This is a genomic window from Neobacillus sp. DY30 (assembly GCF_030123065.1).
Classification (GTDB): domain Bacteria; phylum Bacillota; class Bacilli; order Bacillales; family Cytobacillaceae; genus Neobacillus.
The window spans coordinates 1,294,289-1,308,168 of record NZ_CP126093.1; the positions used below are offsets into that span (position 1 = coordinate 1,294,289).

The window sequence follows — 13,880 nt, forward strand, 5'->3', positions numbered from 1 at the left end:
GAATTTTGTGAACGTGCTAATTTTCACAATTTCGCCTCAATGAGACATATTACGACATATTTGTCAAACAATCCGTAGTATAAATATTATAAAGGAGGAACAACATGGATATCGACATTCGCGCGGAACTCGAAAAGTACTCGTGGATTAAACCTCGCTGGTCGACCGATAAACTAATCGCAGCCAGTCCGTTCCGTTACGATCACTCGCCATCCTTTTTCGTGCGCCTCGAGCAATACGGCGACTATCCAGCAGGCACATGGTCGGATTCCGGAGCGTATGACGATGAATGGCGAAGCGGCAACTTTGTCAAATTGCTTTCGTTTTTGCGAAATGAAACGTATGAGGAAACGGAAGAGTATCTGCGGTGCGAGTACGGATGGCAAGACGAACAGTCAGAAACGGTGGTCATCCGACCGGTCAGTCTACGCATTCAGCGAGTTAGGCAGTCGTTGAATACGGACATCTTAGCGAAGTACACCGAAGATTATTCTTATATGAAGAAACGCGGTATCAGCGAGCGCGTCCAGCGGCAAATGGGCGTGCTTTACGATACGCAACAAAAGGCGGCGGTTATACCTTGGCGCCTGGCAAACGTAGTCCTGGCAAACGTGAAATATCGCAAAACGTACGGCAAGACGTTTTGGTATGCAAAGGACGCGTGGCCAATACGCCAACTGGTATACGGGATTGAAAAGGCGCAGGCCACGACCGTTATCTGCGAGGCGGAGATTGACGCGATGAGCTGGATGGAAGTGGGCTATGCGGCGGTGGCGGTTGGCGGCGCAAGTTTTAACAATTGGAAACGCGATATACTTTTGCGATCGAAGATTTCGGAATTAATCGTATGTTGTGATAACGACAAGGCAGGCGGCAAACTGCGAAAGGAAATCGAGACGGCAATGAGGGGACATGTACGGATTAGGCAGGCGTATATAAGAGCGGATTGTAAGGACGCGAATGAGGCGTTGGTGAAATACGGAGTTGATTCGTTGAGGGAAAGCGTCGAGAAGTCGGAAGGCGTTTCGTTCATGTACGTGAATTTACGTAATAGAAAGGATTAGATATAGAATGTTAAAGGACGTAGAAACTAGTCTAGCAAAACATCTCAGCATGGCACGGAAATCAATTACCGACGCTGGTGCGAATAAATCGCAGGTCCGCATAATGGGCGACGTGATTACATGTAAGCTGTACGCAAAGTACAACGAACTTGAAAAAATGCTCTTCCGGTTCATCAACCACGACCCAGTGATAGAATTGAAGTTTTACGAAATGATTTATGATGATGTGTATGTACGCTTCCAGCCCGTTATAGGCATGTATCACCCTGAACTACGGATAACGAGAATTGAACACAGGGTAGAGCATGATCTGGGGTATTCACTCAGTGTCATATACCTTAACCATGATTTAGAAAAACTGATAGCTAAAGGACAAGTCACGATTTCCTAACACGGTTTGCAGTGAATGTCCAACGTACAGAGGTTTACTTGCACAGGGTTTTCATGCGCTGTCTCGAAGCCAACGTAAAAATTTGCGGCCACACAAGGTCTCATTTTTTCGCGTTGGCTTTTTTGTATTACGTTAATTAACGTACACTTGGCCGGGGTAAGGCTTACGATTTGATTATCGCTTGCTCTTACCTTTCGCTTCTTGAACAGGTATCCATTCGTATAGGTCGTCAATAGAGCAGTTCAACGCGGAAGCAATCGTCTTGGCGCTATCAATCCACATGCCGTGTTGACCGCGTTTATTGCGAGCTTTATCGTTGATATACTGCTTACTCATACCAGTTTTGTTGGCGAGTTCTTGTTGAGTCATACCTTTTGCGTCAAGAAGCTCCTGTATACGGCATCTTCCGACCTTGTACGTGTTAAACACCTCCATAGTGGGATGCTAGAATATATTAACTTATTTTTGATTAATTGGCAATTTTTTCTTTACATTTGTCACGGTAACGTGATATCCTAGTCTTAACTAAAGGACGAGGCGGGATAAACATGAACTTAAATGATAAAAATATCATGAGTACAAAAGAGGCGGCAGAACGTTGGGGCTTTAAGGATGACTCTACTATAAGAAAGCGTGTGAAAGATTTTCCAGAAGGGACTATACGCAAGTTTGGGAAGCAGTATGTTGTAACTAAAGAAGGAATGGAAGCAGTGTTCAATAAACGCTAATGTACATAGTAGGAGAAGAGGAGTGGTATTGTATGCCAATATTGACATCAATCGAAGAAATTATGGATACTAAAGAAAAGAAAATTTGTTGGACTGAAATAGCAAACGCTGCTGGTGTAACTAAGGCTGCAATAACGGGGTTTAGAAACGGGTCAGAGTTAAAGTTTCACTCGCTCCTTAAGATCGCGCAATTTCTACTTAACAACAATTACATGAAAGTATTTAAAAACTGGTGCATAAACCTTCAGGGACCAAAAAACATACGCCATGCCTTAGAATATCTGGCTATTAATAGGCAAATTGACGAGTTGGAAGAGTTGATTGCGAAAATCCGCAACGAGTATACCGATACAAAGCTTTTAGACTGGGCCGACGGATATGAACTATTAGCACAGTATTTAAAGGCCAATAACTACCAAGAAATTATGTGTAACATCCGAGCTTTTCGACCAAAAACACATGAAATGGAAATACTTGCAGCAATTGTGGAGGTTTGGTGTAGATATAAATTACACGATTTTAAGATCATGTCTTCGTTAATTGTTGGCTTAGAGGCTTCGATAGATAAAATAAAAGAAAGTTTCATCAAGGATTCTTACTTAATGCGTTTAAAAGAAGCACTAGCATATGTTAATCTATATAAGTATGACAATAGAGACCTAGCGCGAAGATACGCCGAAGAAATTATTTCTTCAAAAATCAGTCCGACTTTTACTGCTGGCGCGACATACTTATTGGGGATGTCGTACTTGTTTGACGACTACGACAAGTGCTTGGGGAACATCTTAAGGCATAGGGAATTGCTCGAAGAGGCAGGAAGGGATAAGGAGATCGAAATTATAGATAATAACGATATTCCTTTCGTTAAGAACATATGGCGAAAATACACCGAGCAACCTCAAACAAACGACATCTCCGAAAAAGCTCATTACGAAGCAACAATGGGCAATAAGGAGTTAGCGCAAGAGTTAGTTAACGAAGCAATTGAGAAGTACGGACTAAGTGGATTCAGGGCTTATTACCAGGCGTTAGCAACAGGAGAAGTATCCCATTTTATGAATTCTTTGATTGTCTTCATCAACAAGAAGGGCGACAAATTCTACGCTAACCTCCCTTACGCACATTTAAAGAACGATCCGGTCTATGGACCAATGGCCGACTTACTTTTAAATGAATAATTTCAAAGGGGATGTTATGTAGTGAAGAAGTTTATTGGAGCTATCTTAGTTTTAGGATTACTAATCGGCGGTGTATATACAATTAATAACAATAACAACGAAGTCCACACAGCATCGGTAAAAGATCCAGGTGGCGGCGGTCACTAAAATTTAATAAATCCCCAAGCACACTAAGAGAGCTTAGCCGCTCTCTTTTCTTTTTGTCTTTTTCAAACTGAGTTAAGTTTTTTCTGAAGTCAAAAAATTACTAAACTTTCCAAGGATTTCTAAAAATGGGTGCTAGTATTAAGACAAGGAGGTACTTGAACTAACGTACCGAAAAGAAATTTAAAAAAGTTTCCGGCGAAATGTCCGAAATCAAAACCTCCTGCGACATACATATTACAAGGAGATGATAAACGAATGAACGAATTAAAAAAATCGCATATCAATCATTTAGTAGCACAGTACAATGAAGGGAAGGACGAAGCGCAGCTCGGACCAATCTACCGAAGCCTTCTCGCCGAGTACCAATCGAAACTAGACTACTGGGCGTCAACGACACTAATGGCCGGCAGCCATGAAATCCAAGAGTTGTTTGACGATGTATTTATGAAATCACTCGAAGTTATCGGCAATAACGGAGGGGATTTCGTAAAACTCTTTCACCTATCACTCGGCAATCGATACAAAGACCTTTTGCGAAAGCTCATTACGCGAAGGAAATACGAACTGTATGAAACGGATAACGGCGACGACGACTCGGCAAAAGTCGAAATCGCTTCGGAATTCAATCTTGAAGAACACGTAAGTCAGAAATTAACCGCAAAACAAAAAGACGACCAGCGGCAACTGATCGACTTCTTGGTTCGCGGCGAGAACGAGAGAACGACGGCAATCGTTCAATCATTTCTCAATCACCCGAAACCTACAGCGACGGCAATCGCGAAGGAATTAGGATTAGACCACAAACAAGTATCACGCGCTCTAAAAAGCCTGGCGGGCAAATTTAGTACCAAACAATTCGGCGATTATACCGACTATTTGATTGCGCTGTAGTTTTGAAGAGGTAGTAAGGCTCATAGGCATCGAGTCCTACTCCTCGAGTTCATTTTATCACGATGTTCACAAAATGTATACACACCGTATTGCAATGTAATACATCTGTAACCCGTTATTATAATACGCGTTTTCACCACAAAACGCAACCAAATCGGAGGTAACTGTGATGAAACTACCACGTAAGCAACGCCTTAATAGATATTATGACCTATATACGGATAAAAATACTTCATTTGAACGACAATTATTGCGCAAACTATGCGACCCAAACCGAATCTATGACGCGAAGCCGGTCAAACTGACGAGCGTAAAGGCGGTGCGTATATGCTAAGCGCTTGGATACTTATTGAATCGATTAGTGTTGTCGGTCTTATTATGTTTGTCGTATGGCACACGAAGGATGAACGCCATGACTCGTAGACGCGAAGCGAAGGTTGTGAGTTTAGCGGAAATCAAGCAGCGCAAGATGATCGCACAGTATATCGCATTTTACGGCACAACTTACGAAAACACACGCAAGGCGACGAAGTAGTCGCCCGTCCGCCGGAGAGTACGAAGACAATCGTTAAGTAAAACGGTCGCTAGGACGCAGCTTAATAGCCGTTCTAGTATCGATTGTAGAGATTCGTGCTTTGCGACGGGTATGGGCGAAGCCGGTACTCGAAATTAAAATCGGAGGTTGATAAAATGGCACAATTTCAAAGCGGAGCTGACGCTCTAAACTCATTAAACGCAACAAACGAAGGAGGTAACGGGAGCAAAGCGGAATTCGCTTCGTTCAAGTCAGGCACATCGTACAAGGTTCGCGTGCTGGGAACGGCTGATTTAATTAAGTTTTATTGTTATTCCGTGTTTAAGAAGGTAAACAGTTTCACCGCAAAGAATCCGTCAGTCAAGAATGCGAAAGGATTTGCGGAATCAAACTTCACGCCTTGGGATCTCGCCAGCAACTATTACTCCGACTTAAAACGCAAAGCAGAGGACGCAGGCCAAACTGCGAAAGTCGAGGAGTATAAAGCGGAGGCCGGCAAGTATCGCGCGAAAGAACGTTATGCACTCGGATTCATCGACCTAGAGACGGGCGAACCAATTATCGTCGACTTATCGAAAAAGCAAGCGCAAGGCGTTCACGCAATTATCAAGAAGTACGAAAAGAAACTCGGTAAGCTGGCGTTCGAACTAGCGAAGACCGGAAGCAGCACGTCGACAGTCGTGAGTTTATCGCCGATTATCGATATGGACGATGATCTGACGGACAAAGAGCGTGAGAACTTCGCTAAGCTTGACGGTAAAGAGTTCGATATGAGCCTGTTTGACGGACTGCTTTACGAGGCGGACGACAAGGAGCAAATAGAAAACTTAGTGGCGGCTGGCTTCGATATTACCTTAATCGGCTTGAGCATTGGCGGCGCTGACCACGTAGAGATTCCGGAAGATAAATTCGAATTTTAGGAGGCGGTTAAATGGCACATGAGACGACAGTAAAAGGCCGCCATTCGGAGTTGCTCGCACAATCTGCGCTACTTGCTAACGGTTGGAACGTTTCGGAGCCCATCGCTCCTGAGGCGTTCGACCTTGTAGCAAGGGCGCCAGGTTCATCAGTGTGGCAACGAATTCAAATCAAAAGCGCCCGTGTTCGCGAGGACCGCGACGGTTCAATCGTCTGCTATGCTCGCAAGAATAACGGCGAGACATACAATGAATCGGATTGCGACTTATTTATCGCAGTACTGAATGGCGACGTGTACCTTTTCCAGAATCGGAATATCTCCGAATACTGGGTAACGCCGGACAATATTGCGGATAAATGGACGAAGTTGGAAATCGGAATCGAAACGCTCAAGGAGGCGAGCGCATGAGTTGCGGAAATTGCGACATCGAGATTCGAGAAGGCAAGTCGCTCTTATACGATGAGCATTCCGAGCAGCACTTCTGCGATAGTCAATGCTTTCGTGAATGGGCGGACGATAAGGGATCGGAAGAGGTGCTCGCCTTTTATCGGACAATGAACGTAAGTGAAGAGGAGGCGGTAAATTGACGCCGAAATTAACGCTTAACATTAAGACGGACAGAGGGGCGACCGAGCGATTGGCCGACGCAGTAAAAAAGAAGAAGGCAGCAACGGAAACTGCAGAAGAGGCATTCAAACGGATTGGCAGTCTGAAACTTAGCGATAAGGAACGCGAGCTATTCGAGATAGCAAAACACACTTACTTCTCCGGTAAAATAGGCAGATTATCGGAGGGTAAGTGGAATAAAGCGGAAGTTATCGAAATCGGACGACGGATCGTAGAGGGACGCGAAAAAGAGCTGCGGCAACAGCGTATTCGAGAAACCCTCGCGTCTAAGCCCAGTAACTACTTCATTTTAACTAGCGACAATGAATTACCGAAGTTTATCGCAAGAGTACGAGAGGAAGTCGCGTTTCAGCGTAAAGAATGGGCGAATAGATTCGCTAGGCTTGGCGCTGAGTCTATGACTGCGGGAGACTTCGAGGGAACGGGAATAGACGCTTACATTGACTTATCAATCGGTTTTTCTATATGGCTTCCACTATTAAACGAAGGTTACTATCTTCCTTATGGGCACGTAGTGGTTGATGGAATCGAGTACGGATTTAAAAACGGTGATCCACAATTAACGCGGTCCAAAGTGCTCGCGGCGATAGCGCCTTATCTATCACATCCAACGCACGGCAAGACTTTTCATATGGGCTCAGCCCGTTATGACTTGCATATCGCGCTGAACGACGGTTATCGGATTCGCGGATGTGTATGGGATACGCTTGATGCTATGCACTTAATGAACGAACACGAAGACGCTTACGGTTTGAAACCGTTGACGCAAAAGTACGGCAAGGCTTTCGGAGTAACTGGTACGGTTTACACTTTCGAAGATTTATTCGGAAACAGGTCGCCAGCTCCTTTCGATACGGAGTTGGTCGGAATCTACGCCATAAACGACGTTAAATACGGTTGGAAATTATTCGAGTGGCAATTCGAAGTAATGCAAAAGACAAACAACCTTTTCGCTTGTTATTGCGATGTCGACTCGGGATTACCGGAAACTGACGTATTCATGGAACGATGCGGATTTATTATCGACTTGGAAAGAGTTAGCCAGCTTGAAGCGGAATTTGAGCCGAAGATTGAAGAAGCGAAAGACAACGTGTTTTCAACTTACAAGATTGACGCTAAATTCATTCGTAAAATGGACCGAACAATTAATGCGAAGAAAATACAAAAGTGGATTACGGACCAAAAGAAACGTATTACGAAAGCGCTGGAGAGAGTCGCAGCAAAACAGGCCAAGATTGCGGAGATAGAATTGAATAACAAAACGCATACAAAAATGTACGAGCAAGAGAAGGAGCTACTAGCAAAGTATGAGCGCGAGTTAAACGAATTACCTGAGCCTAAAATCGAAAACGCACCGCAAGAGATTACCGAATTTAGCATGACAAATGGAAATCACTTAGCGTACTTAATTTACGATCATCTCGGAATCAAAGACAAAACTTATTTAGTGGATAGAAGCAAGAAACGCTCGACTGCAGCGCCAGTACTCGAAATGTACTACGCAGATGAGCCCTCTCTTGAACCGTTGGCAACTGTTGCAGAGTACGAAAAGTTGCTCAGCACGTATATTCGCCCGTTACTTGGAAGTGGTGACGCTAATTCCGTAATGGAAATTGACGGACGACTACATTCGAATTTCAAAGCAGGAGGAACAGCAACAGGACGGTACTCATCGAGCTCATACAACGCTAGACCAATTGACATTTTACGGAGGTGGTCCGGTGATTAACGTAACCGACGAAAATTACCACGAAATAGTCAAGACGCTTATTGCTGACGACCGCAAAGTAAAGAAAGGCGTAAACCTTCAAAATATCGCTTCAAAAGGCGATGGAAAACGCGTTCGTAACTGCTTCGTGCCTCGCGACGGCTGGTTCTTTATCGGAAGTGACCTCGGACAAATCGAGCCGAGAATCCAGGCGCACATTATGTACGAAAGATATGGCGATAACTCTATGCGACAAATCTTCCTTGACGGTGTGGACTTGTATACGACAATGGCGATGATGACTTTTGGACTTGAAAAAGAACATTGCGTCGATAAGGCGTATGATCCGACAGGTACATTCCAGCCAAGGAAGTTAATGAAAACTGGAGTTCTTGCGGTGTCTTACGACCAAAAGCCAGCCAGTTTCGCGCAGAAAATGAGCGTAACCAAAGAAGTAGCTGAAATGTTCTTTGCAAACTTTAACGAGCAGTTTCCGTCGTTTAGTCAAATGGTTGCGGACATTCGCGAAGGTATGAAAAAGAACGGCTACGTCGAAACGTTATTCGGCCGTAAACGCAGATTTCCTGACTATAAAAAAGTTGCGGCAGAAGTTGCGAAAAGTGAACAGAGGTTAATTCGCCTTTATACCGAGCGAAAACAAATACGCAATAAAAAGGCGCAAACACCTCGCGATATTGAAAGATTAGCGCAACTACAAACCGAGATTGATATTCTCGCAGATAAACGTGGTTTAGTCGGTTATTGGGAACGTGCGGCATTTAACGCGGTAATTCAAGGGACTGGCGCAGATATTCTGAAAATGAACGGAAATAGAATCGCCCGAATCTGTATGGAGCGCGGTTGGGAGTTTAATGCGAGCATACACGATGAAATAAAAATAAGCGTACCTGCTACGGATTTAACTCCGGAAACAATAACGCTAGTAAAGGACGCAATGACTAACACGGTTAAACTAACCGTTCCACTCATAACTGATACCGTTATCGAGCCGGTATGGATGGAGGAGTATAGTCCCGAAGATTGGGACTTCGTATTACAGAAACCGAAGGAGGAAATTTATAATGATTATTACAATTAAAAAATTCAGCAAACCCGGATGCCGCCCATGCGCAGCACTCGCGAACTATATCGGCGATATCGACCTATTTAACGCAGGCGCAACGCTAGTCAACATCGACATTAGCGAACAACCGGAAGTCATCGATCAATACGGATTAACATCGGTCCCCGTCCTAGTGTTTGAGCGCAACGGACTCGAAGTTCACCGCATAACCGGCTTACGTCCGACTGAGGAAATCATTGACGCCATTGAATTCGCAAAGGTAACGAAATGATAGTCGTTAATTTTCTGCTGGTCATGGCGACTGTTTACTTCGCAGTTCCGGTCGCCTTGCCTGGCGCTGACCTAACGATTGCACAGAGCGCTGCGATTACGTTGCTTGCGTTTGTGTGGCGGACATTACTGTCGCCTGAGCCACCGGAAGTGTATTTAGTTAACGGACAATTAACCGAGGAGGATGATGACCTATCGTAAATATAAACGAAATCGCACGCCAATTCACGCAAGAACTTGATCGCTGGTATTCAATGCCGGAGCAATATGATAACGAACTTGATACGCAAATCCACCGTTGGTATAGCAACCCTCCGCAAGTATGGCCAAAGAGACCGTATTTTTCGCCGAGCAACTCGAAAGCATGCCCACGCGAACTTTACGTAAAGGCTAAGCGCGCCAAGAAAGACTCGTTTCCGAAGCCGCCGTATCAGGGGCGCTGGCAAGAAATCGGAACAGCTATCGGTGATGTTATTCAGCGGACTGTGCTCGCAATGGAGCGTAAGTTGCCCGGCTGCCCATTCCGATTTGAGCGCAACGAAGATGGCACGCCAGTTTTCGAAGACTTTGCGAAAAAGAATCACGAAGTTATTCATAACGGGCAGAAGTTTTATCTATACGGAACATGTGACGGAATTATGCAGTATATCAACGAAGATGGCGAAATTATCCGTGTAGGGCTCGAAATTAAATCTAAGCAATCAACGCCAGCCAAGACGTCGCTTTACTCCTTCAAGGAAGCGGAAGAAGGGCACCGTAAGCAATGCGTAGCCTATTCGATTATGTATAACGTTGACTACTACATCATTCTCTACGTCAACACTGCGAAAAAGGCGTGGGTGATGAGCGACGAGGAATACGAAGCGACTCCGGACATCCGAGCGTTTGGCTTCGAGATTACCGATGAGGAGCGTAAAGAACTGCTCGACAACTTTGCGGAAATAACTCGCTGTATTAACAACGACACACCGCCAGCAATCGACTTGTCTCGTTGGACATTCAACAACTTCAAGACGGCATGTGCGCAGAGTTTAACTGACGAAGAGTTTGCGATATTGAAGGCGCAGGTTAAGCGAATGCAGCGCTCAGGACTTCCGCAATGGAAGAAGGATCAATACGTTGACGCGTTTATGTTTATCGAAGAGGCACGCGAAAAGGTGTCCGAATGAGAGTCCTCGGATTAGACCTCTCGCTTACCTCTCCGGGGTTTGCGATTATCGAGGTCAAAAAAGGAAAGCCTCGCCTAATCAAAACGGCAAACTTTACGACTGATTCAGGCACGACGCAGGCACTCCGCTATGAGGAAATCGAGGCGTTTACGCTGTTATTCATTCGCGATAATAAACCGTTTGACGTGATAACCCGTGAAGTATGGCCGCCGGCTCGCAACTACGTTCAGAACAACAAGATACATGGCGCATGGAGTGCAGTCGAGCGGGCGTTGTCGCGATATGGCTACGAAGTTACCGAACACCTAACGCCAAGTAACGTTAAGAAGACAGTGACGGGCAATGGCGCGGCCAAGAAGCCGGAAGTTGCGGAACATGTGCGAAGGATACTCGGTTTGCCTGCGGAGCATAAGTTTGATAGCGATGACCATAGCGACGCGGCGGCGATAGGACTGGCGTACCTGATTCGCGAAGGACTGATTAAGACATGAAGACGGAAAATGTTTACGCAAAGTTAAAAGAGGGTATACGGCGCCAACTCGACGAGAATCAGCGTGACTTGCGGAGGACTGCAGATAAGTACGATGAGCTGATCGTTGAGCGGCGCAAGTTGCTCGCTGGATTATACGGAATTGAAAACGAATTAAAACAGATAAAGGGAGCGGAATAGATGACAGTTTATACTAACGAATTAAAAGCGAAATTAAACGAAGATATTACACAATTCAAGCAGGTGTTTCCGGTTACTGACGATATGGAAAAAGCGTTTAGCGGCGTTTCACGATTAATCATGCTCGACCGTTATACGTTTAAGGATACCGAAAAGAAAACGTTAAAAGTCGGAGACTTCGTAGTATTAACTGTTAAAACTGATCCGAAGTTTCCTGCGCGTGGTTACGGCTATATTACCGACATTGATTGGAATGAGCGTAAAGCGAGCGTTAAATTGGACGAATCGTTTGTCGGTGTACTTGAAGACGCGGAAGAGATTGCGACCGGTATCGTAAACCGTCCATTGGACATTATCGACAAGCCTCTCGAAATCTATTACGAGCAAATCGCGAAAAGGAATGCGCGCGGCATTGCTTCGGTTGAAACAGACGAAGAAAAGCGAGAGCAAGCGTTCAAGGATTTCTACGAGATTTTAGTTTCGCTTGATTTCGTGCCTGGTGGCCGTGTTATTTACGGAGCTGGCTCGGATACTGACGTAACATACTTTAACTGCTACGTCATGCCTTATCCGGCTGACAGTCGCGAAGGAATCGGTGAGCACCGTAATAAAGTAATGGAAATTATGTCGCGAGGCGGTGGCGTAGGAACTAACGGATCGACACTTCGTCCACGTAACGCCATTGCAAAAGGAGTAAACGGCAAGTCGTCCGGTTCTGTTTCGTGGCTCGATGATATTGCGAAATTAACGCACTTAGTAGAACAAGGAGGTTCGCGCAGAGGGGCGCAAATGATTATGCTCGCCGACTGGCACCCGGATATTATCGAGTTTATTATTTCAAAAATGCAAAATCCGAAGATTCTCCGATTCCTTATCGAGAATACAGGCGATGATGAGATTCGTAGATTAGCGCAAGCAAAACTTAAATTCACACCGTTAACACCTGACGAAAGGGCAATGTACGAAACTGCTGCAATGTACTTACCTGACGGCTCAGCCCGTAAACAAGCGCAACAAAAACTAGCAGACGGCGGTAACTACGGTGTTAATAACGAAGAATTCCTAACAGGCGCAAACATTTCTGTTGCTATAACTAAGGACTTTATGGAAGCGGTCGAAAACGATACTGAATACGAGCTACGCTTTCCTGACATCGAAAATTATAGCGAATACGACAAGGCGCTTTATAACGATACATGGCACCATTACGGAGATGTTCGCCAGTGGGAAGATTTAGGATTCGGAATTAAAACATACCGAACGATCAAAGCGAAGGAACTATGGAATCTGATTAATATTTGCGCAACATACAGCGCTGAGCCGGGTATTTTCTTTATCGATAATGCAAACGAAGCGACAAACGCAACAGCTTACGGTCAGCAAGTAGTTTGTACTAACCCATGTGGAGAGCAGCCTCTTGCACCGTATTCTGTATGTAACTTGGCCGCTGTTAACCTCGCAAACATGGCGGATAAAGAAACGAAAACAGTCGATTATGACCGCCTAAAGCGGACTGTGGAAATTGGTACTCGTTTTATGGATAACGTAATCAGCGCGACTCCTTACTTCATGGAAGAAAATACGACTCAAGCGCTAGGCGAACGTCGTTTAGGAATGGGCGTTATGGGCTTACACGATCTATTGATTTACTGCGAGGCTGAATACGGAAGTGAACGAGGAAATGAAATTGTCGATAAAGTATTCGAAGTAATGGCGACAACAGGTTATCGTGCTTCTATAGAATTATCAAAGGAAAAAGGACAGTTCCCATTCTTAGGAAAATTAGAAGATGGACGCCAGCGCTTTGTTAATTCCGGATATATGAAGAAAATGCCGAAAGATATTCGTCAAGGAGTGTTAGAGCACGGTATTAGAAACTCACATGTTTTAACAGTTGCTCCGACTGGTAGTACCGGTAGCATGGTCGGATGTTCGACCGGACTTGAGCCATATTTCTCTTTTAAATACTATCGCAGTGGTCGACTCGGTAAGTTTATGGAAGTCGTGGCGGACATCGTGCAGGAATATCTTGACGCCAATCCTGACACTGATCCGAACAACTTGCCGTCATGGTTCGTCAGCTCAATGCAACTAACACCGGAACAGCATGTCGACGTTCAGTGTATCATTCAGCGTTGGGTAGACAGTTCGTTAAGCAAGACGGTCAATGCTCCGAAAGGTTATTCCGTTAAACAAGTAGAGGCAGTTTACGAACGCTTATATAAAGGCGGTGCGAAGGGTGGTACGGTTTATGTTGACGGCTCACGCGACGCTCAAGTGCTTTCATTGACTGCCGAAGAGAATACGTTTGAGGAAACGGAAGTTGAAGCGCCGAAAGTCGTCCTAGTCGATACGATTAATGAAATTCGCTCTACTGACGTAACTTACGGAAACGAGGTCGGAGAAACATGCCCGATTTGCCGAAAAGGTGAAATTATCGACGCTGGCGGATGTAATACGTGCAGTAATTGCGGCGCTCAGTTGAAGTGCGGGTTGTAG

The 13,880-nt window shown here is 45.0% G+C and carries 18 protein-coding genes; 17 read left to right on the forward strand and 1 reads right to left on the reverse strand.

Going from position 1 to position 13,880, the window contains the following annotated elements:
• The first annotated feature begins 104 nt into the window (after positions 1-104).
• Entirely contained in the window at positions 105-1,064 is a 960-nt protein-coding gene (locus tag QNH29_RS06220) for a toprim domain-containing protein (protein ID WP_283863949.1), read from the forward strand.
• Positions 1,065-1,251: 187 nt separating this feature from the next.
• A complete protein-coding gene (locus QNH29_RS06225; protein ID WP_283863950.1) occupies positions 1,252-1,455 on the forward strand; it encodes a hypothetical protein in 204 nt (67 codons plus the stop codon).
• Between the two features lie 174 nt (positions 1,456-1,629).
• Here the strand turns inward: QNH29_RS06225 and QNH29_RS06230 are convergent, their stop codons facing one another.
• Positions 1,630-1,890 carry a helix-turn-helix domain-containing protein gene (locus QNH29_RS06230; protein WP_283863951.1) on the reverse strand — a complete coding sequence of 87 codons (261 nt, stop codon included), beginning with the start codon at positions 1,888-1,890 and terminating at the stop codon, positions 1,630-1,632.
• A 113-nt stretch (positions 1,891-2,003) separates the two neighbouring features.
• Between QNH29_RS06230 and QNH29_RS06235 the strand changes: the two genes are divergently transcribed.
• The 15 genes from QNH29_RS06235 (at position 2,004) to QNH29_RS06305 (ending at position 13,880) form a co-directional block, all read left to right on the forward strand.
• Positions 2,004-2,183 carry a helix-turn-helix domain-containing protein gene (locus tag QNH29_RS06235; protein ID WP_283863952.1) on the forward strand — a complete coding sequence of 60 codons (180 nt, stop codon included), beginning with the start codon at positions 2,004-2,006 and terminating at the stop codon, positions 2,181-2,183.
• A 32-nt stretch (positions 2,184-2,215) separates the two neighbouring features.
• Entirely contained in the window at positions 2,216-3,361 is a 1,146-nt protein-coding gene (locus QNH29_RS06240; RefSeq protein WP_283863953.1) for an AimR family lysis-lysogeny pheromone receptor, read from the forward strand.
• Between the two features lie 21 nt (positions 3,362-3,382).
• Positions 3,383-3,508, forward strand: a complete 126-nt coding sequence (locus tag QNH29_RS06245) for a hypothetical protein (protein ID WP_283863954.1) — start codon at positions 3,383-3,385, stop codon at positions 3,506-3,508.
• 255 nt (positions 3,509-3,763) lie between these two features.
• Positions 3,764-4,399: a sigma-70 family RNA polymerase sigma factor gene (locus QNH29_RS06250; RefSeq protein ID WP_283863955.1), complete on the forward strand. Its 636-nt coding sequence runs from the start codon at positions 3,764-3,766 to the stop codon at positions 4,397-4,399.
• A 412-nt stretch (positions 4,400-4,811) separates the two neighbouring features.
• Positions 4,812-4,934, forward strand: coding sequence for a hypothetical protein (locus QNH29_RS06255; RefSeq protein ID WP_283863956.1), 123 nt, complete (start codon positions 4,812-4,814; stop codon positions 4,932-4,934).
• A 155-nt stretch (positions 4,935-5,089) separates the two neighbouring features.
• Complete coding sequence (locus QNH29_RS06260) at positions 5,090-5,854, forward strand: hypothetical protein (protein ID WP_283863957.1); 765 nt, start codon at positions 5,090-5,092, stop codon at positions 5,852-5,854.
• An 11-nt stretch (positions 5,855-5,865) separates the two neighbouring features.
• Positions 5,866-6,261, forward strand: coding sequence for a group I intron-associated PD-(D/E)XK endonuclease (locus QNH29_RS06265; RefSeq protein WP_283863958.1), 396 nt, complete (start codon positions 5,866-5,868; stop codon positions 6,259-6,261).
• A 175-nt stretch (positions 6,262-6,436) separates the two neighbouring features.
• Positions 6,437-8,209 (forward strand): DNA polymerase, encoded by a 1,773-nt coding sequence (locus QNH29_RS06270; RefSeq protein ID WP_283863959.1) that lies wholly within the window; start codon positions 6,437-6,439, stop codon positions 8,207-8,209.
• Positions 8,202-9,287 (forward strand): DNA polymerase, encoded by a 1,086-nt coding sequence (locus QNH29_RS06275; RefSeq protein ID WP_283863960.1) that lies wholly within the window; start codon positions 8,202-8,204, stop codon positions 9,285-9,287. Before QNH29_RS06270 ends, QNH29_RS06275 begins: the two co-directional genes overlap by 8 nt.
• Complete coding sequence (locus tag QNH29_RS06280; RefSeq protein WP_283863961.1) at positions 9,271-9,543, forward strand: thioredoxin family protein; 273 nt, start codon at positions 9,271-9,273, stop codon at positions 9,541-9,543. The genes QNH29_RS06275 and QNH29_RS06280 overlap by 17 nt, the downstream gene beginning before the upstream one ends.
• Positions 9,540-9,743, forward strand: a complete 204-nt coding sequence (locus tag QNH29_RS06285; RefSeq protein WP_283863962.1) for a hypothetical protein — start codon at positions 9,540-9,542, stop codon at positions 9,741-9,743. The genes QNH29_RS06280 and QNH29_RS06285 overlap by 4 nt, the downstream gene beginning before the upstream one ends.
• A 53-nt stretch (positions 9,744-9,796) precedes the next feature.
• Positions 9,797-10,711 (forward strand): hypothetical protein, encoded by a 915-nt coding sequence (locus QNH29_RS06290; protein WP_283863963.1) that lies wholly within the window; start codon positions 9,797-9,799, stop codon positions 10,709-10,711.
• Positions 10,708-11,202 (forward strand): crossover junction endodeoxyribonuclease RuvC, encoded by a 495-nt coding sequence (locus QNH29_RS06295; RefSeq protein WP_283863964.1) that lies wholly within the window; start codon positions 10,708-10,710, stop codon positions 11,200-11,202. Before QNH29_RS06290 ends, QNH29_RS06295 begins: the two co-directional genes overlap by 4 nt.
• Entirely contained in the window at positions 11,199-11,381 is a 183-nt protein-coding gene (locus QNH29_RS06300; protein WP_283863965.1) for a hypothetical protein, read from the forward strand. Before QNH29_RS06295 ends, QNH29_RS06300 begins: the two co-directional genes overlap by 4 nt.
• Positions 11,382-13,880 carry a vitamin B12-dependent ribonucleotide reductase gene (locus tag QNH29_RS06305; protein WP_283863966.1) on the forward strand — a complete coding sequence of 833 codons (2,499 nt, stop codon included), beginning with the start codon at positions 11,382-11,384 and terminating at the stop codon, positions 13,878-13,880. It begins immediately after the preceding gene.